29 protein-coding genes are annotated in these 23,315 nt (G+C 53.8%); 24 read left to right on the top strand and 5 right to left on the bottom strand.

The window, feature by feature from the left end; genetic code table 11:
* The coding region (locus tag QZ279_RS00900) for a hypothetical protein (protein WP_293446937.1) at positions 1-230 on the top strand (230 nt) is incomplete at its 5' end.
* Positions 231-401: 171 nt separating this feature from the next.
* Here the strand turns inward: QZ279_RS00900 and QZ279_RS00895 are convergent.
* Complete coding sequence (locus QZ279_RS00895) at positions 402-725, bottom strand: metalloregulator ArsR/SmtB family transcription factor (protein ID WP_293446936.1); 324 nt, start codon at positions 723-725, stop codon at positions 402-404.
* A gap of 219 nt (positions 726-944) precedes the next feature.
* Between QZ279_RS00895 and QZ279_RS00890 the strand changes: the two genes are divergently transcribed.
* The 11 genes from QZ279_RS00890 (at position 945) to QZ279_RS00840 (ending at position 11,771) form a co-directional block, all read left to right on the top strand.
* On the top strand, positions 945-1,277 hold the full coding sequence (locus QZ279_RS00890) for an AtpZ/AtpI family protein (RefSeq protein ID WP_293446935.1): 333 nt from the start codon (positions 945-947) through the stop codon (positions 1,275-1,277).
* The gene (locus QZ279_RS00885; RefSeq protein WP_293446933.1) at positions 1,278-2,036 is read left to right on the top strand and encodes a F0F1 ATP synthase subunit A; all 759 of its coding nucleotides are present in this window, start codon (positions 1,278-1,280) and stop codon (positions 2,034-2,036) included.
* A 75-nt stretch (positions 2,037-2,111) separates the two neighbouring features.
* A complete protein-coding gene (locus tag QZ279_RS00880; RefSeq protein ID WP_293446931.1) occupies positions 2,112-2,336 on the top strand; it encodes a F0F1 ATP synthase subunit C in 225 nt (74 codons plus the stop codon).
* An 84-nt stretch (positions 2,337-2,420) separates the two neighbouring features.
* Positions 2,421-2,966 (top strand): F0F1 ATP synthase subunit B', encoded by a 546-nt coding sequence (locus QZ279_RS00875; RefSeq protein WP_293446929.1) that lies wholly within the window; start codon positions 2,421-2,423, stop codon positions 2,964-2,966.
* Positions 2,967-2,970: 4 nt separating this feature from the next.
* A complete protein-coding gene (locus QZ279_RS00870) occupies positions 2,971-3,531 on the top strand; it encodes a F0F1 ATP synthase subunit B (protein ID WP_293446927.1) in 561 nt (186 codons plus the stop codon).
* Positions 3,532-3,743: 212 nt separating this feature from the next.
* On the top strand, positions 3,744-5,735 hold the full coding sequence (locus QZ279_RS00865) for a CocE/NonD family hydrolase (RefSeq protein WP_293446925.1): 1,992 nt from the start codon (positions 3,744-3,746) through the stop codon (positions 5,733-5,735).
* A gap of 133 nt (positions 5,736-5,868) precedes the next feature.
* Positions 5,869-7,452 (top strand): ABC transporter substrate-binding protein, encoded by a 1,584-nt coding sequence (locus tag QZ279_RS00860; protein ID WP_293446923.1) that lies wholly within the window; start codon positions 5,869-5,871, stop codon positions 7,450-7,452.
* A 14-nt stretch (positions 7,453-7,466) separates the two neighbouring features.
* Positions 7,467-8,423, top strand: coding sequence for an ABC transporter permease (locus QZ279_RS00855; protein WP_293446921.1), 957 nt, complete (start codon positions 7,467-7,469; stop codon positions 8,421-8,423).
* Between the two features lie 11 nt (positions 8,424-8,434).
* Entirely contained in the window at positions 8,435-9,253 is an 819-nt protein-coding gene (locus QZ279_RS00850) for an ABC transporter permease (RefSeq protein WP_293446919.1), read from the top strand.
* Complete coding sequence (locus QZ279_RS00845) at positions 9,253-10,887, top strand: ABC transporter ATP-binding protein (protein WP_293446918.1); 1,635 nt, start codon at positions 9,253-9,255, stop codon at positions 10,885-10,887. Before QZ279_RS00850 ends, QZ279_RS00845 begins: the two co-directional genes overlap by 1 nt.
* Before the next feature lie 44 nt (positions 10,888-10,931).
* A complete protein-coding gene (locus QZ279_RS00840; protein ID WP_293446916.1) occupies positions 10,932-11,771 on the top strand; it encodes an alkaline phosphatase family protein in 840 nt (279 codons plus the stop codon).
* A 2-nt stretch (positions 11,772-11,773) separates the two neighbouring features.
* Here the strand turns inward: QZ279_RS00840 and QZ279_RS00835 are convergent, their stop codons facing one another.
* The 3 genes from QZ279_RS00835 to QZ279_RS00825 are packed head-to-tail and all read right to left on the bottom strand — an operon-like array spanning position 11,774 to position 14,467.
* Positions 11,774-12,697 (bottom strand): alpha/beta hydrolase, encoded by a 924-nt coding sequence (locus tag QZ279_RS00835; protein WP_293446915.1) that lies wholly within the window; start codon positions 12,695-12,697, stop codon positions 11,774-11,776.
* Positions 12,672-13,589 carry a DMT family transporter gene (locus tag QZ279_RS00830; RefSeq protein ID WP_293446913.1) on the bottom strand — a complete coding sequence of 306 codons (918 nt, stop codon included), beginning with the start codon at positions 13,587-13,589 and terminating at the stop codon, positions 12,672-12,674. Before QZ279_RS00830 ends, QZ279_RS00835 begins: the two co-directional genes overlap by 26 nt.
* On the bottom strand, positions 13,586-14,467 hold the full coding sequence (locus QZ279_RS00825) for a LysR family transcriptional regulator (protein ID WP_293446938.1): 882 nt from the start codon (positions 14,465-14,467) through the stop codon (positions 13,586-13,588). The genes QZ279_RS00830 and QZ279_RS00825 overlap by 4 nt, the downstream gene beginning before the upstream one ends.
* Before the next feature lie 283 nt (positions 14,468-14,750).
* Here QZ279_RS00825 and ffh point away from each other — a divergent pair, with 283 nt between their 5' ends.
* The 11 genes from ffh to rpmE all read left to right on the top strand — a co-directional run bounded on the left by ffh (position 14,751) and on the right by rpmE (position 21,561).
* Positions 14,751-16,271 carry a signal recognition particle protein gene (gene ffh, locus QZ279_RS00820; protein WP_293446912.1) on the top strand — a complete coding sequence of 507 codons (1,521 nt, stop codon included), beginning with the start codon at positions 14,751-14,753 and terminating at the stop codon, positions 16,269-16,271.
* Positions 16,272-16,826, top strand: a complete 555-nt coding sequence (locus tag QZ279_RS00815; protein ID WP_293446911.1) for a GNAT family N-acetyltransferase — start codon at positions 16,272-16,274, stop codon at positions 16,824-16,826. It begins immediately after the preceding gene.
* A complete protein-coding gene (locus QZ279_RS00810) occupies positions 16,823-17,398 on the top strand; it encodes a GNAT family N-acetyltransferase (protein ID WP_293446910.1) in 576 nt (191 codons plus the stop codon). Before QZ279_RS00815 ends, QZ279_RS00810 begins: the two co-directional genes overlap by 4 nt.
* On the top strand, positions 17,395-17,925 hold the full coding sequence (locus QZ279_RS00805) for a GNAT family N-acetyltransferase (RefSeq protein WP_293446909.1): 531 nt from the start codon (positions 17,395-17,397) through the stop codon (positions 17,923-17,925). The genes QZ279_RS00810 and QZ279_RS00805 overlap by 4 nt, the downstream gene beginning before the upstream one ends.
* Entirely contained in the window at positions 17,922-18,218 is a 297-nt protein-coding gene (locus tag QZ279_RS00800; RefSeq protein WP_293446908.1) for a chorismate mutase, read from the top strand. Before QZ279_RS00805 ends, QZ279_RS00800 begins: the two co-directional genes overlap by 4 nt.
* Before the next feature lie 51 nt (positions 18,219-18,269).
* The gene (rpsP, locus tag QZ279_RS00795) at positions 18,270-18,671 is read left to right on the top strand and encodes a 30S ribosomal protein S16 (RefSeq protein WP_293446906.1); all 402 of its coding nucleotides are present in this window, start codon (positions 18,270-18,272) and stop codon (positions 18,669-18,671) included.
* A gap of 215 nt (positions 18,672-18,886) precedes the next feature.
* Positions 18,887-19,393 carry a ribosome maturation factor RimM gene (gene rimM, locus QZ279_RS00790; protein WP_293446904.1) on the top strand — a complete coding sequence of 169 codons (507 nt, stop codon included), beginning with the start codon at positions 18,887-18,889 and terminating at the stop codon, positions 19,391-19,393.
* A gap of 1 nt (position 19,394) precedes the next feature.
* Positions 19,395-20,078, top strand: coding sequence for a pentapeptide repeat-containing protein (locus QZ279_RS00785; RefSeq protein WP_293446902.1), 684 nt, complete (start codon positions 19,395-19,397; stop codon positions 20,076-20,078).
* A gap of 1 nt (position 20,079) precedes the next feature.
* Entirely contained in the window at positions 20,080-20,901 is an 822-nt protein-coding gene (trmD, locus tag QZ279_RS00780; protein WP_293446901.1) for a tRNA (guanosine(37)-N1)-methyltransferase TrmD, read from the top strand.
* Positions 20,902-20,953: 52 nt separating this feature from the next.
* A complete protein-coding gene (gene rplS / locus QZ279_RS00775) occupies positions 20,954-21,328 on the top strand; it encodes a 50S ribosomal protein L19 (protein ID WP_293446899.1) in 375 nt (124 codons plus the stop codon).
* 11 nt (positions 21,329-21,339) lie between these two features.
* Positions 21,340-21,561: a 50S ribosomal protein L31 gene (gene rpmE / locus QZ279_RS00770; protein WP_293446898.1), complete on the top strand. Its 222-nt coding sequence runs from the start codon at positions 21,340-21,342 to the stop codon at positions 21,559-21,561.
* 78 nt (positions 21,562-21,639) lie between these two features.
* On the opposite strand, the gene QZ279_RS00765 is transcribed toward rpmE, so the two are convergent.
* Positions 21,640-22,305, bottom strand: coding sequence for a hypothetical protein (locus QZ279_RS00765; protein WP_293446897.1), 666 nt, complete (start codon positions 22,303-22,305; stop codon positions 21,640-21,642).
* A 116-nt stretch (positions 22,306-22,421) separates the two neighbouring features.
* On the opposite strand from QZ279_RS00765, the gene QZ279_RS00760 reads away from it, so the two are divergent.
* The gene (locus QZ279_RS00760; protein WP_293446895.1) at positions 22,422-23,303 is read left to right on the top strand and encodes a DMT family transporter; all 882 of its coding nucleotides are present in this window, start codon (positions 22,422-22,424) and stop codon (positions 23,301-23,303) included.
* Positions 23,304-23,315: the final 12 nt, after the last annotated feature.

Genomic DNA, 23,315 nt, shown 5'->3' with positions numbered 1-23,315 from the left:
CGTTCCTTGGCGTGTATCCTTTGATCATGGAAACATCGCTACAGGCGCAATTCTTGATCCCGCTGGCGATTTCGATTGGGTACGGCGTTTTGATCGGGACAGGCGTGATCATCCTTGCCATTCCAGCTGTGTTTGTTCTGGTTCACCGACTGACAACAGGGGCGAAAAACTTGGGCGGTTTGATTTTCGAGGCTGATAAAGATCGCCCTGAGGTGGGTGCAGCAAAGTAATTGCTTGTCGAATTTCGGACCACCTTGGATGGTGCGCGCGGCAATATTTGTGCTGCGGGCACATACAGCGCGGAAGGTGAAATCACACAACGGGTTTATTCTGTTGAATAACTTTCGTTGATTTGTGGCTTGGCCACTGGTTCAAAATTTTGTCTTACGTCTATTGAAGTTTCACCCCTCCAACTCCGTCTCCAAGAACCGCTCGAACGCATCCATGTCCAACTCTTCGAACTGACCAAAGCCTTGCATCCAGACGGACGCGCCTTTCAGCGCATCTGGTTCCAGTTTGCACCATTTCACCCGCCCGCGCTTTTCTTGGCTGATCAAGCCGGCTTTGGTTAAGATCCCAAGGTGCTTGGACACCGCTGCCAATGACATCTCGAACGGCTCGGCCACGTCCGTGACGGCCATGTCGTCCTCTAGCAGCATCGACAAGATCGCGCGGCGGGTGGGATCGGCTAGGGCTGCGAAGGTTGTATCAAGGGGATGGCTCATGCGCCCATAAACGCGGATGCGGAATAATCGTCAACCAAATGGTTGAATATGCGTGGAGGCCTGTTTTGGTCAAATGCCCGCCTGCGCCCAGCTGTCGCAGCCCCGAAAAATCTAGAATTTTCACAGTAAAACAGAAGGTTAGGCCACCGCTTCATTCCCTTGACTCAGTGCCCAACCAAGAATAACTCTCTCCTAAACCTCCAAACGGGATTTGAGCGGTTGAGTGAGCCTGAACAACAAGAGCGTCTCAAGAAATTGAATGCGCGGATCGCTGAGGCGAAAGACACTCTTGAGCCAAAGCCCGCTTCAGAGGAACACTACTCGCAAGCCCAGCAGGGCTGGCGCATGGTGACAGAGCTAGTTGCCGGTCTCGGGATCGGTTTTGGCATTGGATACGGGATTGATGTACTGCTTGGCACGATACCAATCTTTCTGGTGCTGTTTACATTTTTGGGTTTCGCGGCGGGCGTCAAAACGATGATGCGCACCGCACAAGAAATTCAGGACAGACAAGCGGCCGAACAGGCTGGTGACGAAAAAGGGGCTGATTAAATGGCAAGTGCAGACAAAGCAGCAGAAGGCAGCAGCCTCGTATTCCACCCGATGGATCAATTCATCGTGCAGCCTGTTTTCAGCGAAGGTGCGATCCACTGGTACACAATCACGAACATGACGCTTTGGATGTCCTTGGCTGTGATCTGTGTCGTCGGTCTTATGGTTGTCGGCACATCGCGCCGTGCAATTATCCCTAACCGCAGCCAGTCCATTGCTGAGCTCGCATATGTTTTTGTCTACAAGATGATCGAGGACGTGACCGGCAAAGATGGTCTGGTTTACTTCCCCTACATCATGACGCTTTTCCTGTTCATCTTGTTCGCCAACTTCCTAGGCCTAATCCCGATGTCCTTTACGCCAACAGCGCATTTCGGTGTGACAATCGTTCTGGCCTTCGCAGTCTTCTTCACGGTGACTATTTTGGGTTTCATCAAAAACGGATTTGGTTTCCTTGGTCTTTTCTGGGTCGCCAGTGCGCCTATGGCATTGCGTCCGGTCCTCGCGATCATTGAACTTATCTCTTACTTCGTTCGTCCTGTAAGCCACTCCATTCGTTTGGCTGGCAACGTCATGGCGGGCCACGCGGTTATCAAGGTTTTTGCAGGCTTCGCAGCCATTGCAGTCATCTCACCGCTTTCAGTAGCCGCCATCACAGCAATGTACGGTCTCGAAATACTCGTTTCGTTCATTCAGGCTTACGTCTTTACCATCTTGACATGCGTTTATCTTAAGGACGCATTGCACCCGTCTCACTAAACCAACCAACGTCGGGTGCGTGGATAATCACGCATCCAACACTTTATCTAACTTCCAATCGTAAGGAGAAATACTATGCAAGGTGAACTCGCACACATAGGCGCAGGTCTCGCAGCAATCGGTTCCGGCGCAGCCGCAATCGGTGTTGGTAACGTAGCAGGAAACTTCCTGGCGGGCGCATTGCGCAACCCATCCGCTGCTGCTTCGCAGACAGCAACATTGTTCATCGGTATCGCGTTCGCAGAAGCACTGGGCATCTTTGCATTCCTAGTCTCCCTTCTGCTTATGTTCGCCGTATAAACCGAACGACTTAATCCTTACGCGCGGGCGGCCCTGCTTATGCTAGGCCGCCCGATGTAGCGAAAAGTTCCGACGGAGGAAAACATGGCCACCGAAACTACAAGCGCCGTTAGCTCATGCGTGGACTCCCATGGTTCAGCCATTGGTATGCCACAACTGTGCTTTGAATGGTTTCCAAACCAGATATTCTGGCTCGTTCTCACGCTGATCGTGATCTTCCTTGTTCTGTCCCGCATCGCGTTGCCCCGCATCGCTTCGGTTCTTGCAGAGCGTCAAGGAACGATTTCCAACGACATCGCAGCGGCCGAGACCCTAAAAGCCAAAGCGTTGCAAGCTGAAGAAGCTTACAACAAAGCCCTCGTAGATGCCCGCGCCGAAGCGCAGAACATCGTCGCTGGTGCAAAAGCAGATATGCAAGCTGAACTCGACGTTGCCATTGCTAAGGCAGACGCAGAGATCAGTGCAAAAGCCGCTGAATCGGAAAAGGCTATCGCCGAAATCCGATCTGGTGCAATGAAAAGTGTTGAAGATGTTGCCAAAGACACCGCCGCAGAAATCGTTTCTGCAATGGGCGGCAACGCAACTGCAAAAGACGTGGGCGCGGCTGTCGCTGCCCGCTTGAAAGGATAGATCAATGCGTATCAAAGCACTTGCTCTACTCCTAACAGTATTGGCTCAGCCAGCGTTGGCTGCATCCGGTCCGTTCTTTTCACTTGGTAACACGGACTTTGTCGTGCTGTTGGGCTTCCTGCTCTTCATCGCGGTTCTATTCTACTTCGGTGTTCCAGCTTTGCTGGGCGGTTTGCTCGACAAACGCGCTGTTGGTATTCGTGACGATCTAGACGAAGCTAAATCCCTGCGTGAAGAAGCCCAAGCGCTGCTTGTTTCTTATGAGCGCAAGCAAAAAGAAGTGCAGGATCAAGCAGATCGCATTGTGGCATCCGCCAAGAAAGACGCTTCACTTGCAGCCAAGCAAGCACAAGAAGACCTTAAAGCCTCCATCGCACGCCGCGTTGCAGCGGCTCAGGATCAACTTGCGTCTGCAGAAACAAGTGCCATCAAAGAAGTGCGCGATACAGCCGTTAACGTTGCAATTGCAGCAGCAAACGACGTGATCGCAAAGCAGATGACAGCAAAGAATGCGACGTCTCTTATCGACGACGCAATCGGCGAAGTCGCTGCCAAACTGCACTAGGCACGATCTACACGATTACGACCAATCAGCCCGGCCTCTGTGCCGGGCTTTTTCGTTCTCAAAACCTTTCACACATTCATCTTTCCAATAAACTTCGGGGTTTGGGGCAGCGCCCCATTCCGCCGCGCCAGCGGCTCATCAAGCGCGTGCACAGCACGCTCCTTCAGATCACACACGCTTGACTCCAAAAGCACATCATTCAACGATGGCCCATGACATCAAATATCTTACGCGACATTGTTGAAACCCCCGACCTTGGTATCACAATGCCAGACGGTACCCGCCTTTCGGCCCGCACTTGGATGCCCAAAGACGCCACCGATGCGCCTGTCCCAGTGATCCTTGAATTCTTGCCCTACCGCAAACGCGACGGCACGACAGCGCGCGATTGCCTGACCCATCCCTATTTCGCCAAACGCGGATATGCCTGCATCCGCGTCGACATACGTGGCAATGGCGATAGCGAAGGGATCATGGAGGACGAATACAGCCATCAAGAACTCGCTGACGCCGTAGACACCGTGAACTGGCTGGCGGCCCAACCTTGGTGCAACGGAAATGTTGGCATGATGGGGATTAGTTGGGGTGGCTTCAATGCGCTACAAGTCGCGGCCCTTCAACCTGAGCCGCTTAAAGCCATCATTACGCTCTGTTCAACCGTGGATCGCTACGCAGACGACATCCACTACAAAGGTGGCTGCCTGCTGAACGAAAACCTCGGGTGGGGCGGGACTATGTGGTCCTATTCCTCCAAAGCCCCTGATCCGATGCTGCGGCCCAATGGTTGGCGTAAACTCTGGTTGCAACGGTTGGAAAGCGAACCCTTTCTTGCTGCGCGTTGGCTCGATCATCAAACCCGCGATGCTTTTTGGGAACATGGTTCTGTTTGCGAGGACTATTCCAAGATCACGGCAGCAACGCTTGCTATTGGAGGCTGGGGCGATGCTTACAAGAACGCGCCACCCGCATTGATCGAAAACCTGACAGCGCCTGCAAAAGCCATCATCGGGCCATGGGTTCACAAGTACCCTCATTTCGCTATTCCCGAACCGCGCATTGGGTTCCTGCAAGAAGCGCTGCGCTGGTGGGATCATTGGCTAAAGGGGGAAGACACGGGCGTCGAGAACGATCCGCTCTATCGCCCCTATCTCATGGAGTCTGTTCCGCCTAAATCATGGTACACAGAGCGTGCAGGCAATTGGCTGGCGATCAACGAAAAGCCCTCAGAGCTGCCGCGCGAGACGTGGCATCTGTCTGACGGCGGACTTCAAAACGAACCTACCAAAATCGACACCACAATCAGTTCGCCCCAAACCTGCGGTGCGCATTCGGGGGAATACTGTGCGATCTGGTTAGGCCCTGAACTGCCCGACGATCAGCGCAGTGATGATGCAATGTCTGCAGTGTTCAAAACGGAACCGTTGACGCAGCAGCGTGACATAGTTGGCGCACCCCAGATCAAACTTACGCTGGCTTGCGATAAATCACAGGGTCAAATCGCCGTGCGTTTGCTGGATATCCAGCCAAATGGGGCCAGTTCAAGAATTACTTACGGCGTTTTAAATCTGAGCCATCACCAAAGCCATGCGCACCCCAAAGCGCTGACGCCTGACGCGCCTATCAACATCACGCTTGATCTGGACCACATTGCCTATCGTTTGCCTGTCGGGCATCGCCTCGGCGTTGCGATTTCATCCGCCTATTGGCCCCTGATCTGGCCCAGCCCTGAAGCAACGACACTGACCATTTCTGAAGGATCTATCAGTGTTCCTTTGCGCCCAAGTGGGGACTCAGATGAGTGGACATTTGAACAACCCGAGGCAGATGAACCTTGGCAGGTCGAAACGCTGCGCGAAGGGTCTAACACCCGTAAAACCGTCACTGATTGGACCACAGGCGTTGTTACCTTGGAAATTGTTGATGATTTCGGCAAGGTTAAAGATTGCGATCATGGGTTGATCAATGGATCTATCGCTCGCGAATGGTGGAAGATTCACCCAGATGATCCCCTTAGCGCACATGGCAAAACTCATTGGACGGATGAGCTGGAACGAGATGGCATTGCGCTGCGCACCGAAGCAATCTCTGAAATGCACTCCGACGCCACTCACTTTCATTTGAGAGCGAAGTTACTGGCGTATGAAAACAACACCCTTATCTTCGAAAACGAGGTCGAGCGCAGCATCGCTCGGGACAACCTCTAGCAGTGCAACCCCAAAAAAAGGGATTTAACGCTTGATAGCTGCGCTGCAATCCGCATTGTTAACGACACAAATCTTGAAAACTGCCTGCACGACGAATGAGCGGCGGTATTTGCAATAACTGGGAGACGATTTAATGAACGATCAACTCGACTATCTCGCGAAACGCGCCACCGCTGGCAAACTATCACGCCGTGAATTCATGGGCAAAGCGTCCGCACTGGGTGTCAGCGCAGCTGCTGCTAGCACAATATTCGCGACGGCTGCAAAAGCGGCGAGCCACAAAACAGGCGGCGATCTGAAGATCGGTTCCACTGGTGGCGAAAGCACAAACTCGCTTGATCCAGCAACATACGCAAGCCAAGTTCCCTATCACAACGGTCGTCAGTTCGGTGACACACTGGTAGAAGTTTCCCCAACAGGTGAAATCGAAGGTCGTATCGCGACGAGCGTCGAGAGCACACCAGACGCGAAGACTTGGATGTTCAAACTGCGCCAAGGCGTTGAATTCCATAACGGCAAAACAATGACAGGCGACGACGTTCTTAAGACGATGGAGCGTCATTCCAACGAGGATTCCAAGTCTGGTGCCTTGGGCGTTATGAAGAACATCGAAAGCATGAAGGTTGAGGGCGACACGTTCTCTGTGACTTTGAAGAATGCCAACGCTGACCTTCCCTACCTCATGGCGGATTACCACCTGATCATTCAGCCAAACGGCGGCATGGACAATCCTGCGGCTGGTATCGGCACAGGCCCTTACCAGATGGAAGTTGATGAGCCAGGCGTCCGTCACATGTATTCCAAGTTCGCGAACTACTGGGGCGATGATGGTCATTTTGATTCCGTCGAAATCCTTGCCATCAACGACGCGACTGCACGTACAGCAGCCCTTCAGTCCGGTCAGGTTCACCTGATCAACCGTCTTGAGCCTAAGATCGCTGGCCTATTGGCACGCGCACCAGGTGTATCGGTGAATTCCACACCGGGTCGTGGTCACTATGTGTTCATCATGCACACAGACACAGCACCGTTCGATAACAAAGAACTACGCCTTGCGCTTAAGTACGCGATCAATCGTGAAGAAATGGTTGAGAAAATTCTGCGTGGCTACGGTTCTGTCGGCAACGACATGCCAATCAACGCGGCGTATCCTTTGTTTGATGGCTCAATCGAGCAGCGTATGTATGACGTTGAAAAAGCCAAGATGCACTATGCGGCGTCAGGCCATGATGGTTCCCCCATCATTCTGCGTACAGCTGACGGTGCCTTCCCGGGTGCGGTTGATGCCGCGCAATTGTTCCAACAGTCTGCTCAAGCAGCCGGCATTCCATTGGAAATCAAGCGTGAGCCTAACGATGGGTATTGGTCTGAAGTTTGGAACAAGCAGCCGTTCTGTGCATCCTATTGGGGCGGTCGTCCGGTTCAGGACCAGATGTATTCAACTGCGTATCTCTCCACAGCAGATTGGAACGACACGAACTTTAAGAACCCAGAGTTCGATGCCAAGTTGCTTGCAGCCAAAGCAGAACTGGACCTTACAAAGCGTAAGGCAATTTATTCTGAAATGGGTCAGTTGGTGCGTGAAGAAGGCGGTCTTATCTGTCCAATGTTCAACGACTTCATCGATGGCGTCAGCGACAAGCTTGTTGGATGGGAAGTTGATCCAAACGGCGAATTGATGAACGGTCAGGTCACACGCAAAATGTCCTTCGCATAAAGTCGGTTTAGCAAATGCACCCGATTTTAAAATTGGTTTCCCAGCGCTTGGCGCTGGGACTCCTTCTCCTCATTGCAGCGTCTGCCTTGATTTTTATCGGCACACAAATTCTGCCCGGCGACGTAGCGCAATCTATTTTAGGACAATCCGCGACCCCAGAGGCGATTGCCAATCTGCGTAAAGATTTAGGCCTCAATGAGCCTGCCTTGAGCCGCTATTTCAGCTGGCTCGGCAACGCGTTACAAGGCGATTTGGGCACTGCCCTGACCAACGGACAAGACATCGCCACCTCCATGGGCAAACGCCTTGGCAACACGTTGTTCTTGGCCTTCTGGGCCGCAGTGATTTCTGTTCCTCTCGCTATTTTCCTTGGCTTGCTAGCAGTGCGCTATAAAGATCGCTGGCCTGACAAGTTGATTTCAGGCGTCACGCTTGCGTCAATCTCGATTCCTGAATTCCTGATCGGCTATGTGTTGATGTATTTCGTCGGCGTGAAGCTTGGCTGGGCCCCGTCTGTGGCGATGATCAACGATTCAATGACGTTGGGTGCAAAGCTGCACGCAATCGCGTTGCCTGTTACGGTCCTAACCCTTGTGGTTCTCGCGCATATGATGCGCATGACCCGCGCCGCGATCTTGAACGTAATGCAATCGGCCTATATCGAAACCGCCGAACTCAAAGGTCTTAGCAGCTTTCAAGTCATCGCGCGTCATGCGTTCCCGAACGCAATCGCGCCTATCGTGAACGTGGTCATGCTTAACCTCGCCTACCTCGTCGTGGGTGTGGTCGTCGTTGAAGTGGTCTTCGTTTATCCCGGCATGGGTCAATATTTGGTCGATCACGTCGCCAAACGTGATGTGCCTGTGGTGCAAGCCTGTGGCCTTGTCTTTGCTGCCGTGTACATCTTGCTTAACATGGTTGCTGATATCGTGTCGATTTTGGCGAACCCTCGCCTGCGACACCCGAAATAGGAGGAACGGACATGTTCAAAAATATCCCCATATCCGCCCTCATCGGCCTGTTCTTCACGGGCCTTTATTTCTTTGTCGCAATCTTTGCTCCGTGGATTGCACCCTACGGAATGGCCGAAGCCGTCGGCGACGTGTGGGAGCCTTCTTCGGCCAAACATTGGCTTGGTACAGACAGCATTGGCCGCGATTTGCTGAGCCGCATGATCTATGGTGGACGCACAACGATCTTTATCGCAACAGCAGCAACGATCCTAAGCTTTACGCTTGGATCCTGCCTTGGCCTTTTGGCTGCCGTTATGGGCGGTTGGGTCGACCAAGCAATTTCACGCTTTGTGGATTTGATCATGTCGATCCCGTCACTGATATTCGCTTTGGTCGTTCTGTCGGTTATGCCCGTTACGATCCCAGTCCTCATCCTCGTCATGGGCCTGCTCGATTCCACACGCGTTTACCGCCTGTCGCGCGCCGTCGCCGTGGACATCAACGTGATGGATTACGTCGAAGCCGCCACATTGCGCGGTGAAGGACGTCGCTGGATCATCTTCCGTGAAATTCTACCGAACGCACTAAGCCCATTGGTCGCCGAAATGGGCCTGCGCTTTATCTTTGCAGTTCTATTCGTTTCAACCCTGTCGTTCCTTGGCCTAGGCGTACAGCCTCCCGGCGCGGATTGGGGCGGTATCGTAAAGGAAAACAAGGACGGAATCGTCTACGGCATTCCCGCTGCACTCGTTCCTGCGTTTGCAATCGCGACACTCGCGATCTCGGTGAACTTGGTCGCAGATTGGGTTCTCAATAGAACCACCTCTCTCAAAGGAGGGCGCGGATAATGGGCGAACCCCTACTCAAAGTACGTAGCCTGAAAATTGGTGCGACGGTCTACCCACCCGATGCAAAGCCCCACAAGATCGAGATTGTGCATGGCGTCGATTTCGAATTGGAAAAGGGTAAGGTCCTTGGTCTGATCGGTGAATCTGGTGCCGGTAAATCCACCATCGGCTTGTCAGCTCTAGGGTACGGTCGTGGCGGCGTGGAACTCACAGGTGGCGAAGTCTGGGTGAATGGGCGCGACATCTTGCAAGGCGGCATCGCGGACCTTCGCAAATTGCGCGGCGCGGAAGTCACCTATGTGGCGCAATCTGCCGCGGCCAGCTTTAACCCCGCCAAAAAGATCATGGATCAGGTCGTTGAAGCCTCCGTCACGCAAGGCAAGTTCAGCAAATCAGAAGCAGAGGCCAAAGCGCGCCTGCTGTTCGCGAAACTCGGCCTGCCGGATCCCAACAATATCGGATCACGCTATCCCCACCAAGTTTCTGGTGGACAGCTACAGCGCTGCATGACCGCGCTCGCGCTGTGCCCCGAACCTGATCTGGTGGTGTTCGACGAACCCACAACTGCGCTTGATGTTACCACCCAAATCGACGTGCTTGCTGCGATCAAGGAAGCGATCCGCGATACGGGCGTTGCGGCACTTTATATCACCCATGATCTTGCAGTTGTGGCGCAGGTCAGTGATCACATCATGGTGCTGAAAATGGGCGAGATGGTCGAATACGGCCCCGTCGATCAGATCATCAACAACCCAAAAGAAGAATACACCCAAGCCCTGGTATCCGTGCGCTCGATCAATCACGAAGAAAAGACGCCGGTTGAACCTATCCTGACAGTCAAGAACATCAACGCACGCTATCGCGGTACGAAATTCGACGTACTGCACGATGTCAGCGTCGATATTTCCCCCGGCCAAACACTTGCGGTTGTCGGGGAGTCCGGTTCTGGTAAATCCACCCTCGCTCGCGTGATAACTGGGCTTTTACCACCTAGCGCTGGTTCAATTGATTTTGCGGGTCGCACGCTAACCCCCGACCAACCCAGCCGGTCCCGCGAAGATCTGCGTGAATTGCAGATGATCTACCAAATGGCTGACGTCGCAATGAACCCGCGCCAGACGGTCGGCACCATTATAGGTCGCCCTCTTGAATTTTACTTCGGCATGAAGGGCGCAGAGAAACGCAAACGCATCGCAGAACTGCTGGAAGAGATCGAGATGGGTGATGGCTTTATTGATCGCTATCCTGCCGAGCTTTCAGGCGGTCAAAAGCAACGTGTGTGTATCGCACGTGCGCTGGCTGCCAAACCAAAGCTGATCATCTGCGATGAGGTCACATCAGCCCTAGATCCCCTCGTGGCCGACGGTATCCTGAAGCTACTCCTAGATCTACAAAAGCGCGAAGACGTGGCCTACCTTTTCATCACCCACGACCTCGCCACAGTGCGCGCAATTGCCGACAGCATTGCAGTGATGTACCAAGGCCGCGTCGTGCGGTACGGCACAAAATCCGAAGTGCTCAGCCCGCCATTCGATGACTACACCGACCTCTTGCTCAGCTCTGTTCCAGAAATGAAACTCGGCTGGCTCGAGAACGTCATCGCAACCCGCAAAATGGAAAGTGCTGGGAACTAACCCCCTGCTTCATCTTTCTAAATAAACTTCCGCCGGAGGCTCCCATGGATCGCAAACTACTCCTCATTATTCTCGATGGTGTTCCACTGCGCAATTGGTCGCGTCTCTTCGGTAATCTTGAGGGCTGGGTCGATGCAGGCACCGCGCAAAAATGGACCATGACCAGTGTACTGCCTTCAATCTCCGCAAGCTGTTACGCATCCATCCACACGGGCGTCACGCCGCAGGAACATGGCTGCACCGGCAATGGCAATGTGTTTCGAATCGATAAACCCGACCTGTTCTCAGAGATCCGCAAAGCGGGCGGAACAACGGGTGCGGTCACCCATTCTTTCTGGTCAGAATTCTTCAATCGTCACCCCTTCGATTACGTCCGCGATATCGAATACGACGAGCCCGACAGCACAACGATCAACCATGGCCGTTTTCATTCTATGACAGGTTACGGCATGGATAATCAGATGACGCCTTCTGACATCGACCTATTTGCGACGCTCACTAATCTCGCGGCGAAGAACGATCTGGATTACGGTATTTTGCACACCTGCACGCTCGACTCTATGGGCCATCGTTTTCAACATGAAAGCAGTGCAATGGATCACGCCTGTTTCGTTATGGACGAAATGCTCGCTCCATTTATCACGCGATGGCGTGACATGGGATACGAAGTCATTGTGACCGCAGATCACGGACAAGACGCACGCGGACATCACGGCGCGCGCGATCCTTTGCAGCAAGAGTTTGCACTGTATTATTTCGGCGATGCGCAAGGGCCGTCAGCCGAGACACCTTTGCATCAATTGCAATTGGCACCCACAATCCTGACACGGCTTGGCGCGCCCATTCCAAAGATGATGAAGGCCAAGCCCTTTTTACCAGCGTAAATTCAGTACGGCCATTTTTCTGCGGCCAAAGCCGAGACCGCTTGTTTGATCCGCTCAAAGCTTGCCGCCGATCGCACAGACATGTGACGCGCGCGCATATGGCCATGCACAAGGCCTTCTTCATCAACGCGATGCACTTTGACGCCTGCGGCTTTTAAAGCAGTTTCATAGTCGTTTCCATCGCTACTAAGCGGGTCACATTGCGCGGTATTGATGACAGTAGGCGGCAAACTAGAGAAATCCGTGTCATGCAAAGGTGCATAGCTTGGGTCACCAACAGGTTCTTCGCCTGCCAAACGCACATCGCGGTAAATCACGATATCATCGCGCGTCAGCATCGGTGCGTCGCTAAATTCAATGTAGGATCCTGCGTCAAAATCACCGCCTAGTCCCGGGTAGATCAGGACTTGGCCGCGAATGGTTAATTCAGCTCCACGCGCTAGATGGGATACGCAGGCCGCCAGATTGCCCCCCGCGCTATCGCCGCACACAACCAAGGGCTTGCCAATTTCTGCAAACACCGCGCGCGTTGCGGCCATAGCGTCCTCGAACATCGCGGGGTGTTTGTGTTCGGGGGCCATGCGATAATCAACAGACACCACGTCATGACCTGTCGCTGCACAAAGTTCAGCGCACACATCATCGTGGCTGTCCAAACCGCCAACGACAAATCCACCGCCGTGGTAATACATCACAACTGCTTCACCACCGCCGCATGTGTAGTGGCGACACGCCACATCGCCATAGGGGCGATCAAGCGCACTGACGCCAATGGGATAGGCCACGCGAAAGCCTGCGCACATTTCGTTGTATATGCGACGCTGGTCTTCGACACCGTAGGTCGCCGTATCAGGGGGATAAAAGCCGTTCGTCTTTTCGATAAACGCCCAAATCTCTTCATCAATAAGCTTGTGATAGTCCGCCATCGTGTCCTCCTGTGTCTTCGTGTTTCAGCAAAACGACCAAAGCGACTATCGTCAAGAGCACTCCGCCTAAGATAAATCCCCGTGGCGCGCCGTGGCCCAGTGCGATTTCCCAAAGGATCACCCAAGACGGTATCAAATACGTGTAGGCCATGACCTTTGCACCAGGCAGGCGAAGCGACGCGAATTGTCCAAGAACAAAAGTCACCGCGGTCGCAAAGATCGAGACATAGAGGATGGTTAGCCAAACGATATTTGGGAGTGCCGCGTAATCTGTGGTCCAGATTGCAGACCAGCTCCAAGCAAGTAAAACCAGTGTGCCGCCCAGTGTCGTGCCAAAGGAAAACAGGACAGCGCTTTCGCCTCGGTTCAGCAAGCGCACCAGTGGGATGTAGACAGCGTGGGCAATGCAGCCCCAGAAATAGATGATTTCGCCTTTGCCGACCTCAAAAATTCTGAACGTCGCCCAATCCGCGCGAAAGATGACCCAAAGCGCGCCGAGTGCACCTATCAGTAGACCACCTGCGATCCGCTTGGTCGTGATTTGACGCAGCAGGATATAGCTGGCGAATGCGGTTAGGATTGGTGTCAGCGTAAAGACGGCGGCAGCAGATACGGGTGTTGCGGTTTTGAGGCCCGCGAACATGAGGACGAAATAGGTGGCGAACACGCCGCCGAGCAGAATATAGCGCCAGATTGCAACAAACCAGACAGTTTTGAAATCACCACGGATTGCGCATAAAATGCCGAGAAGTACCGCCGCGATGGCGAAGCGAAGGACTGTTACCAATTCAGGCGCAATAAACGGCGACGCCAGCGCGCCCAACGAAAAAGATCCCGCCACAAGGATAGAAAACAAAAGCATTGCGCCATGGCCGCGTAGCGCGTCGTTCACTCCATTTCCCAGCTTTGGGCTTGTTCTTTAACGAACTTTAGAAACGCTTGCACTTTGGTCGTACGGTGCAGATCGACATGGGTGACCAACCAAAGTTTCGCGCTCCATTCATCGCGTTCTTTAGCGACTTGAACCATGCTGCCGTGGCTTGCCGCATCATGCGCGTTCATGAATCCGATACCTGCACCTGCCTTGATCGCAAGCTCCATCGCACGGTTGTCGGTTGATCGGAATACGACGTTCTCGCGCGCGATATTTTCGTTCATCCACTGGAAAAAGGGCGAGCGGTTGTTTTGTGCGTCATGGCCAACAAAACGGTGCTTGGAATATTCGCTTTCGTTCTTGGGAATTCCAAAACGATCCACGTATCCTTGTGAGGCATAAAGCCCAATAGGTTGACTGACCAAGGGCTGCACCACGTTATCGGGTTGGTCAGGCGCGGCCCCCGCGCGAATTGCAACATGCGCCTCGCCGTATTCGAGGCGGAACAAACGTTCTCCGGTCAGGTAGCGCAGCGTGACATCGGGATAGGTTGCTTGAAACGCGGTCAACGTTGGGGCCATCAAGGGTGCAAGTCCAATCAAAGATGTCACGACCAATTCGCCAGAGACTTCGTCGCCTTTGCCCTTCACACGTCCTGCAAGCTGGCTGAACTGTTCATCCGTCGCTTGTGCAACGCGGCACAAATCTTGCCCCGCTTCGGTCGCTGTGTAACCGCGTGCATGTCGTTGAAACAGTTTCACGCCCATTCGTGCCTCAAGCGCATCTACGTGACGGATCACTGTCGCATGGTGCACCCCAAGCACTTCAGCCGCGCCGCTGACAGTTCCCATTTTGGCAACTTGGTAGGCCGTGCGAACTTCATCCCAATTTTCCAAATGCCAATCCTTTGTGCGCAGATTCACGGTGCCTATCCAGCTTCGTCTTTCGTGTTCAAAATTACAATGACGCGCGGGCGAAAATGCCTGCTGGTGTTGACTCTGCACGTGCCTAAGCCTAAACGCACACCCATATCCGGAAGCAAAAACCCTTCCGGTCCTCAATTACATGAGGATCGCCACCAGTCAGCGCGTTGCGCCCACTGGTGCGTTTCTCGTTTGGAACATTCGCTGGGCCTTCCTACATAGGTCTTAACTTGCAGTCGGCTAAAGGATCTTAGGCATGTTTGAAAATCTATCCGAACGTCTATCCGGCGTCTTTGATCGTCTCACTAAAGCGGGTGCGCTGTCCGACGAAGACGTCAAAACAGCCCTGCGCGAAGTACGTGTTGCCTTGCTGGAGGCGGATGTTTCCCTGCCCGTTGCGCGCGAATTCGTAAAAGCGGTGCAGGAAAAGGCGACTGGCCAAGCGGTTACCAAATCGATCACACCCGGCCAGCAAGTCGTTAAGATCGTCCATGACGAGCTGATCCACGTTCTACGCGGTGAGGGTGAGCTGGGTGAGTTGAAGATCGATAACGCCCCTGCCCCGATCTTGATGGTTGGTCTGCAAGGTGGTGGTAAGACGACGACCACGGGTAAGCTCGCCAAGCGTTTGACAGAGCGCAATGGCAAGCGCGTGCTGATGGCCTCGCTCGATATCTATCGCCCTGCGGCGCAACAACAGCTGGCGATTCTTGGTCAGCAAATCGGCGTTGATACGCTGCCCATCGTGGCAGGCGAATCCGCCGTTCAGATCGCCAAGCGTGCTAAACAACAGGCTACGCTCGGCGGCTACGATGTTTACATGCTCGACACTGCTGGTCGTTTGCAGATCGACGAGACCTTGATGAAAGAGGTCGAAGATGTCCGCGATGCGGTGAACCCGCGCGAAACGCTTTTGGTGGTCGACGGTCTGACAGGTCAAGTCGCGGTTGAAGTCGCCGAAGAGTTCGACGGCAAGATCGGTATTTCTGGTGTAGTCCTGACCCGTATGGACGGCGACGGTCGCGGTGGTGCGGCCTTGTCCATGCGCGCGGTCACAGGCAAACCCATTATGTTCGTCGGCATGGGCGAAAAGATGGACGCCCTTGAGACGTTCGAGCCAGAGCGCGTTGCGGGCCGTATCCTTGGCATGGGCGACATTGTTGCGCTGGTCGAGAAAGCGCAAGAAACCATCGAGGCCGAGCAAGCCGAGCGCATGATGAAGCGCTTCCAGAAGGGTCAGTTCAACATGAACGACCTAAAGGCCCAGCTGGAGCAAATGCAGAAAATGGGCGGTATGGAAGGTATCATGGGAATGATGCCGGGCATGGGCAAGATGGCCAAACAGATGGAGGGCGCGGGCATTGATGATCGCATCCTCAAGCAGCAGATCGCCTTGATCCAGTCGATGACCAAGCGCGAGCGCGCGAACCCTGCGTTGCTGCAGGCATCCCGTAAGAAGCGGATCGCCAAGGGGTCAGGCATGGAAGTGTCCGAGCTGAACAAGCTACTGAAGATGCAGCGCCAAATGGGCGACATGATGAAGAAGATGGGCAAGGGTGGCATGCTCAAGCAAGCCATGAAGGGCATGATGGGCGGCAAAGGCGGCGGCGCTGGGATGCCTGCTGGCATGGACCCGTCCAAGATGGACCCAAAGGCGATGGAAGCCGCGGCGAAGGCCATGGGCGGCAAACTGCCCGGTGGGCTTGGTGGTTTGGGCGGCATGGGTGGCGGCATGGGTCTGCCACCCGGTTTGTCTGGTTTCGGGAAGAAGAAATAAGTGAACGCCACGTCCCCCATATCACAAGCGCCGTTGACCAACGCGCCACGTCTGGAAACAGAGCGCTTGATCCTGCGCGGTCCAGAAATGGCTGACGTTGAGGCGTTTATTGCGTTCTCAGCTGATGAGGCGCGTTCGATTGGATTCGGGTATATCCCACAGCGCGACGAAGCGTGGCGTTGGTTTGTGATGAACATTGGTCACTGGCATATCCACGGCTACGGCTACATGACGATTGAGGACAAAATCACAGGTAAGCCTGCTGGCATTTGCGGAATTTGGAACCCTGAGGGCTGGCCAGAGCCAGAACTCGGTTGGGTTGTTTATGAGGGCTTTGAAGGCAAGGGCATCGCATATGAGGCGGCTTTGGCTGCACGCGCGTGGGCCTATTCTGACCTTGGCATGACGACGATGACGTCCAACATCGTCCCATCCAATCTGCGCTCTATCGCGCTTGCAACACGCCTCGGCGCACGTTTCGAGCGTGAGTATGACAATGTGCAGATGGGGTTGGATCACTTGTACCGTCACCCCGATGCAGAGGCGTTGCTATGACGCTTGATGTGACGTTGCGCCACGAACAAGCCCCACAGGGCATCCCATCTGCAATCGCTGCAAACGTGGCGGCGCAGGTTCCGACACTAGTGTCTGATGCACTATTGCTGCGCGCACTGACAGTTGAGGATTTCCCACTCTATGCAGAGATCCTGTGCAGTGAGCGCGGGGCATATATCGGCGGACCCTTTAGCCGCGATGACGCTTGGTATGGTTTCATTCAACTTGCATCCACGTGGATGCTGCACGGTCATGGCGGCTGGGCGATCCAAGATGTGGATAGCGAGGACCTGCTTGGTTTCGTTTTCCTTGGTCTAGAACCGGGCTGTGTGCAGATCGATTTGGGTTTCTTGGTATCTGAGGAAAACGAAGGGTTGGGCATCGCGCATGAGGCCGCCGAAATGGCGCGCACGTTCGCGTTTGAGACGCTCGATCTGGCGGAATTAGCCAGCTACATCCACAAAGACAACGCGCGCTCTATCGCTTTGGCCGAACGCCTTGGGGCCGTGCGCACGGTGCAGGACGGCGATATGCTGACCTACATCCATACAAATGATGAGGCCGCGCAATGACCTCGTTCAGCTTTGAAATTCCAACCGTTGAGACCGAGCGCCTCATTCTGCGTGCTGCGCAGGAAAGCAATCTGGACGTGCTTGCCGACTTCATGCAATCGGAGCGTTCACATTTTGTTGGTGGCCCATTGGATCGTGCCACAAGCTGGAAGCTTATCTCGGGCAATTACGGCCACTGTCTTATGCGTGGTTTTGGCATGTGTTACATCCATCATAAACGCGATGATCGCGTGATCGGTGCGTGTGGCTTTATCTTCCGCCAAGGGTGGGATGAACCCGAGCTTGGATGGCATGTTCATGATGGCTATGAGGGTGCAGGTTACGCCTATGAAGCGGCCAGCGCTGCGCGCGATTACGGCGTTGCGCATTTCGGCCTCGACGGCGTTATCAGCTACATTGATCCAAGCAATACACGTTCCGCACAACTTGCGACCCGTCTTGGCGCTTCATATGAGCGTGATGGTGGAATGCCTGGAACGCCAATGGTTCACATTTACCGCCATCCCAAATCAGGAGACGCAAAATGACTGATGCAGTGAGCAAAGCCGCAGCCGTGCTCAAAGAGCACCGCGAAAGCATTGATCGCCTTGATGCGATCCTCGTCTACACGCTAGGCGAGCGGTTCAAACACACCCAAGCCGTGGGCAAGCTGAAGGCAGAGCACACTTTGCCCGCCAGCGATCTCACCCGCGAAGCCACGCAGATTGCGCGGCTGGAAGACCTTGCAAACAGGGCCGATCTTGATCCTGAATTTGCCAAGAAATTTCTCAATTTCATCATTGAGGAAGTTATCCATCACCACAAACGACACCAATCATAGGGTCAGTGATCTCACTCACCCACTCAGATAAAACACTAGGAGTATTACACCATGGCCATGAAAATTCGTCTCGCCCGCGGCGGCTCAAAAAAGCGTCCTTTTTACCGGATCGTTGCAGCGGATTCCCGTATGCCACGCGATGGTCGTTACATCGAAAAGTTGGGCACATATAACCCACTGCTCGCGAAAGATAACGAAGAGCGCGTGAAGATGAATGTTGAGCGCATTCAGTACTGGTTGGGCGAAGGCGCTCAGACAACGGATCGTGTGTCCCGTATGCTAGAGGCCGCTGGCCTGCTTGAGAAGAAAGACCGTGCAAACCCTAAGAAGGGTACGCCTGGTAAGAAAGCCGTTGCTCGTGCAGAAGAAAAAGCTGCAAAAGCAACAGCTGCGGCTGAAGCGGCGGCAGCACCAGCAGAAGCACCTGCTGAAGAAGCAGCAGCAGAAGAGTAAACCGCTCTTTGAGGTAAAAACGAAGGGCGGCGCATATCCTGCGCCGTCTTTTGCATTTGTAGAGAAGGTTTTGAGATGTTCCGTTTGATCCGTTTACCGATTATATTCGGCGTAGCCTTCGTGCTTGGCGTCTTTTCCGAGCGCAACGCAGCCCTCGAAAAATGCGATGACGCGGGTGGCACAATGACAAGCGGCATCTGCCGAGGAGTATCGAAATGAGTGATGATCTGATTTGCGTCGGCTCAATCGGCGGTTCTTTCGGGGTGCGCGGCGATGTTCGTTTGAAAAGCTTTTGCGCTGAACCTTCTGACATTGCCGATTACAGCCCATTGGTGACTGAGGATGGGCGCAGCTACGGCGTGACGCTAATTGGGCCCGTAAAGAACGGGTATTCCGTGCGCCTGTCAGGGGTATCCACCAAAGAACAGGCCGACGCGCTGAGCGGTGAAAAACTATTCGCGCGGCGTGCGCAATTGCCTGCCCTTCCTGACGACGAATATTACCACACGGATCTTGAGGGATTAGAGGTCGTCGATACGGGCGGTGTCACCCTTGGCCATGTGAAGAACGTCCAGAACCATGGTGCTGGTGATCTGCTTGAGGTGCAGGGCCCGAACCTGAAAACCGCTGTCTTGCTGCCTTTCACTTTAGAAGCGGTTCCCACGATTGATCTGAAAGCGCGACGCCTGATCACGGACCCGCCAGTTGGATTGTTTGAGTGATATGAGCAAATCACACGTCATCACAGATCGCACCATCACGTCTAAGGATATCGCTAAATTCGCAGCGATGGGCGAGCCTGTCCATTTGCAGTCTTGCCAGCTTGAGGGGGTCGATTTTCAAGAATGTGAGCTTAGGGAATGGACCTTCAAGAAGTGCGATCTGCGCGGTGCGCGGCTGGATACTTGCATTCTGGATGAAACGGATTTCATCGAATGTCGTGCGACGGAAGCAACATTTCGATCTATCCGCCTTACGCAAGTTCAATTCAAAGGCAGCGATCTTAGCAATTCGCATTTTGCCTTCAGCAAATTGGACGATGTCAGTTTCAGCGGGTGCAAAATGATCGGTGCGAATATGACTGATATGGCGATTGCCAACCTGAGCTTTTCCGAATGCAATCTCAGCCTTGCGCAATTGCGCGGGTTAGACATGCGTGACACAACCCTAAAGGCGGTCAACTTTGACCAAGCAGATCTGTCCAACGCTACGTTTCAAGACGCCTATCTGGAAGAGTGTTCTTTGCGCGATTGCATCGTCACAGACGCCAATTTCCAAGGTGCTGACCTACGATCCAGCGATTTGGGTGGCCTACAAATGAGCGACGCACGCCGCTTCAAAGGGGCGATCATTTCCAAGCGCCAAGCCGCTGATTTGCTCGGCCAGCTTGGGTTGAAAGTGGTTTGATATGACCGAAAAACTCCGTTCCCATGGTCGCAAGGCGATCCGCCAGACGTTCACGCCGCGCGAGTTGATGACACCCACGCCAGAACTGGCGGGTGTTTGGCGGGCCCAGATTTTGACGTTGTTTCCTGATGCCTTTCCCGGTGTTTTGGGGGCGTCGCTGACCGGTAAAGCCCTACAAGAGGGGCTTTGGCAGATGGACACGATTGATCTGCGCCCGTTCGGTGAAACCAAGCATCGTAATGTGGATGACACCCCTGCGGGTGGTGGTGCGGGGATGGTTTTACGGGCGGATGTACTGGGCAAAGCGCTGGACACGGCCGCTGAAAGTGCGCGTGGAAATTGGCCCGTTGTCTATCTGTCCCCACGCGGCAAACCCATGGATCAAGCGATGGCGCGCAGGTTTTCGCAGTGCGATGGGATCACGCTGTTATGCGGGCGTTTTGAAGGCGTCGATGAACGTGTGATCGAAGAATACAACATTGAGGAAGTCAGCTTAGGTGACTTTATCCTCACAGGCGGCGAGATTGCAGCGCAGGCCTTGATTGATGCAACTGTGCGGCTTATACCGCGCGTGCTTGGCAACTACGAATCTACCGAGGACGAATCGTTCTCGAATGGGTTACTAGAACATCCACAGTATACGAAACCAGCGACCTGGAAGGGCCGTGTGATACCAGAAGTGCTTCTGTCTGGACATCACGCGAAGATCTCGACTTGGCGGCAGGCCATGGCCGAAAGGCTAACAAAGACAAGACGACCTGATCTCTGGCGGGCTTGGTGTGCAGTGCACAACAGGGACCCGAATGAAGACCGAGAGCTCTGAGGACGCATAAACCTTCGCGGATATAACCGTGAGCTTACATAGGAGATGAGACATGAATCTTATCGCACAACTGGAGGCCGAACAGGTCGCCGCACTCGGGAAAACGCTTCCCGACTTCAAAGCCGGAGACACAATTCGTGTTGGCTATAAAGTAACCGAGGGCACGCGCTCTCGTGTACAGAACTATGAAGGCGTGTGCATCGCGCGCAAGAACGGCAAAGGCGTTGCCGGTTCCTTTACAGTTCGCAAAATTTCCTTTGGTGAAGGCGTGGAACGTGTGTTCCCACTGCATTCAACAAACGTAGACAGCATCACAGTAGTCCGCCGTGGCCGCGTTCGTCGCGCCAAGCTGTACTATCTGCGCTCACGTCGCGGTAAGTCCGCACGTATCGCTGAAGATACAACTTATAAGCCACTTAAGGGCTAAGGAGCGCACCGATGAAAAACGATATTCACCCAGATTACCACATCATCAACGTGAAGATGACGGACGGTACGATCCACCAGATGAAATCCACATATGGTAAAGTGGGCGACCAGCTCGCACTCGACATCGACCCGTCTGCGCACCCAGCATGGACTGGTGGCGGTACACGCTTGATGGATGCCGGCGGACGTGTTTCCAAGTTTAAGAAGAAATACGAAGGTCTTGGCTTCTAAGCTTAGTTACCTTTCGAATTTGCAGAAACGCCGTTCCTTTTGGGGCGGCGTTTTTCGTTGGGCTAACCCACTCGCACTTCAGACAGGTTTGGGTCCCAAAGATGTGAACAACTCCCCCTCGCAATACCAACCCGTGATCAGGAAACCGTGTTCTGTCACTTCTGGAAATTCATCAACCCAGTCGCGAAACCGGTCATTTGTCACCACAGACGCACGAAAATGTCGGGCAGCTGTCAGGATATACTGATCTGCAATCGTTCCTTTGGGGACCACCATGATGCGATCTTCTGGAAGACCAAGCAGGCGGCTGAACGTATCATCGTGGAGGTATTTTTCGTGCAGCCTGTGGCCAGCGCTCGCGTCAAACATGACACCCGCAGTATACCCATGTTGTTGAAGCCGCACGAGGACGTCGCGTACAGGCTGGATGTCAGGTTCGTTGTTGATCCAATGCATCACGTTTGAGCCATCCACGACAACCCAATTTTTGGCGTTGATTTCATCTTCGCTCGGCCTCTTTGCAAAGCGTATATCTGGCGCCTGTCTTTTTCTGCCGACACGCGCAGGTTTTTTTCTGACGGGCGTAGATTTTGGATTTTGGCGGACCCTCGCTTGCCAGATCAACCATGCGCTTGCGCAAGCTGCAGGCCCCCCAACAAGAAGAACATCAGACCATTCAGGGACTAGATAACCAAACGCACAAACAAGCGCCGAAAGAACAAACAAAATCAAAGATATTTTCATACACGCATAGGCAGTCACACATCGAATCGACGTCAATCTATGGACAAGCCAAAATAATCGGCGCAGGACTAGGTATTCAAATCCATGATGCTTTGACGTGAAACGAGAGCAGCTAAATGCAACACCGCCCCCTCTGGCTGACCCTTGCGCCGTTCATATTCTTGATCCTCTGGTCCGTAGGGTATTCTGTCGCCAAGATCGGCCTACAGTTCACCGATCCCATGACACTGCTGGCACTGCGTTTTGGATCCGTGATTTTAATTATGGGCGTCCTTTTTGTCGTCATACGTCCGCCTTTGCCGAAAACCCGCGCAGATTGGCTACACTTGGCGTTCGTCGGCTTTCTGCTACAGGCGGTCTATTTCGGAATGAACTATTATGCGTTCAATTCAGGCGTTGGCGCGGGAACACTTGCGTTGGTCATGTCGTTTCAACCCATTCTCGTGGCGCTGATCGCGCCGCTTTGGACAAAAGAAATCATCAGTCGCAAAAGCTGGATCGGACTAGCATTAGGACTTGCGGGAACTTTACTTGTCATCGCATCGCGCACAGAGATCGAACCGCCTACATTGCTTGGCATGACCTTTTGCTCGATCGCACTCCTTGGCATCACCAGCGGGTCGCTTTGGGAAAAGCGTTTTGGGCTAAACCACCATCCTGTGACTGCAAACTTAGTCGGCTACACAGCCGGTTTTATTGGCATCTTGCCAGCCTTGGCCTTGCAGGACAGTTTTGAAATCGAATGGACGGGCACGTTCATTGCGGCACTGGCCTATCTGGTCGTCGGCAATTCAGTAATCGCAGTGGGTTTGCTGTTGGCGATGATCCGCGTGGGCGATGTTAGCCGCGTCTCTGCGCTGTTCTTTTTGGTGCCGCCCTTGGCTGCGCTGACGGCTTGGGTGTTGCTGGGTGAAATTATGCCGCCCCTTGCTTGGGTCGGCTTGGCGTTTGCATCGCTTGGCGTCTACCTTGCCACACGAAAACCCCGCGATGTTTGAGCGCTACGCGAT

The organism is Planktotalea sp., from assembly GCF_018607965.1.
Lineage (GTDB): Bacteria > Pseudomonadota > Alphaproteobacteria > Rhodobacterales > Rhodobacteraceae > Planktotalea.
The sequence above is the reverse complement of the archived record's forward strand: the minus strand, read 5'-3'. Positions and strand labels throughout refer to the sequence as shown.

Excerpts from the sequence above, each read along its gene's own strand:
- QZ279_RS00895 (WP_293446936.1), bottom strand. The coding sequence starts at position 725 with ATGAGCCATCCCCTTGATACAACCTTCGCAGCCCTAGCCGATCCCACC.
- QZ279_RS00885 (WP_293446933.1), top strand. The coding sequence starts at position 1,278 with ATGGCAAGTGCAGACAAAGCAGCAGAAGGCAGCAGCCTCGTATTCCAC.
- QZ279_RS00880 (WP_293446931.1), top strand. The coding sequence starts at position 2,112 with ATGCAAGGTGAACTCGCACACATAGGCGCAGGTCTCGCAGCAATCGGT.
- QZ279_RS00875 (WP_293446929.1), top strand. The coding sequence starts at position 2,421 with ATGGCCACCGAAACTACAAGCGCCGTTAGCTCATGCGTGGACTCCCAT.
- QZ279_RS00870 (WP_293446927.1), top strand. The coding sequence starts at position 2,971 with ATGCGTATCAAAGCACTTGCTCTACTCCTAACAGTATTGGCTCAGCCA.
- QZ279_RS00865 (WP_293446925.1), top strand. The coding sequence starts at position 3,744 with ATGACATCAAATATCTTACGCGACATTGTTGAAACCCCCGACCTTGGT.
- QZ279_RS00860 (WP_293446923.1), top strand. The coding sequence starts at position 5,869 with ATGAACGATCAACTCGACTATCTCGCGAAACGCGCCACCGCTGGCAAA.
- QZ279_RS00855 (WP_293446921.1), top strand. The coding sequence starts at position 7,467 with ATGCACCCGATTTTAAAATTGGTTTCCCAGCGCTTGGCGCTGGGACTC.
- QZ279_RS00850 (WP_293446919.1), top strand. The coding sequence starts at position 8,435 with ATGTTCAAAAATATCCCCATATCCGCCCTCATCGGCCTGTTCTTCACG.
- QZ279_RS00845 (WP_293446918.1), top strand. The coding sequence starts at position 9,253 with ATGGGCGAACCCCTACTCAAAGTACGTAGCCTGAAAATTGGTGCGACG.
- QZ279_RS00840 (WP_293446916.1), top strand. The coding sequence starts at position 10,932 with ATGGATCGCAAACTACTCCTCATTATTCTCGATGGTGTTCCACTGCGC.
- QZ279_RS00835 (WP_293446915.1), bottom strand. The coding sequence starts at position 12,697 with ATGGCGGACTATCACAAGCTTATTGATGAAGAGATTTGGGCGTTTATC.
- ffh (WP_293446912.1), top strand. The coding sequence starts at position 14,751 with ATGTTTGAAAATCTATCCGAACGTCTATCCGGCGTCTTTGATCGTCTC.
- QZ279_RS00810 (WP_293446910.1), top strand. The coding sequence starts at position 16,823 with ATGACGCTTGATGTGACGTTGCGCCACGAACAAGCCCCACAGGGCATC.
- QZ279_RS00805 (WP_293446909.1), top strand. The coding sequence starts at position 17,395 with ATGACCTCGTTCAGCTTTGAAATTCCAACCGTTGAGACCGAGCGCCTC.
- QZ279_RS00800 (WP_293446908.1), top strand. The coding sequence starts at position 17,922 with ATGACTGATGCAGTGAGCAAAGCCGCAGCCGTGCTCAAAGAGCACCGC.
- rpsP (WP_293446906.1), top strand. The coding sequence starts at position 18,270 with ATGGCCATGAAAATTCGTCTCGCCCGCGGCGGCTCAAAAAAGCGTCCT.
- rimM (WP_293446904.1), top strand. The coding sequence starts at position 18,887 with ATGAGTGATGATCTGATTTGCGTCGGCTCAATCGGCGGTTCTTTCGGG.
- QZ279_RS00785 (WP_293446902.1), top strand. The coding sequence starts at position 19,395 with ATGAGCAAATCACACGTCATCACAGATCGCACCATCACGTCTAAGGAT.
- trmD (WP_293446901.1), top strand. The coding sequence starts at position 20,080 with ATGACCGAAAAACTCCGTTCCCATGGTCGCAAGGCGATCCGCCAGACG.
- rplS (WP_293446899.1), top strand. The coding sequence starts at position 20,954 with ATGAATCTTATCGCACAACTGGAGGCCGAACAGGTCGCCGCACTCGGG.
- rpmE (WP_293446898.1), top strand. The coding sequence starts at position 21,340 with ATGAAAAACGATATTCACCCAGATTACCACATCATCAACGTGAAGATG.
- QZ279_RS00765 (WP_293446897.1), bottom strand. The coding sequence starts at position 22,305 with ATGAAAATATCTTTGATTTTGTTTGTTCTTTCGGCGCTTGTTTGTGCG.
- QZ279_RS00760 (WP_293446895.1), top strand. The coding sequence starts at position 22,422 with ATGCAACACCGCCCCCTCTGGCTGACCCTTGCGCCGTTCATATTCTTG.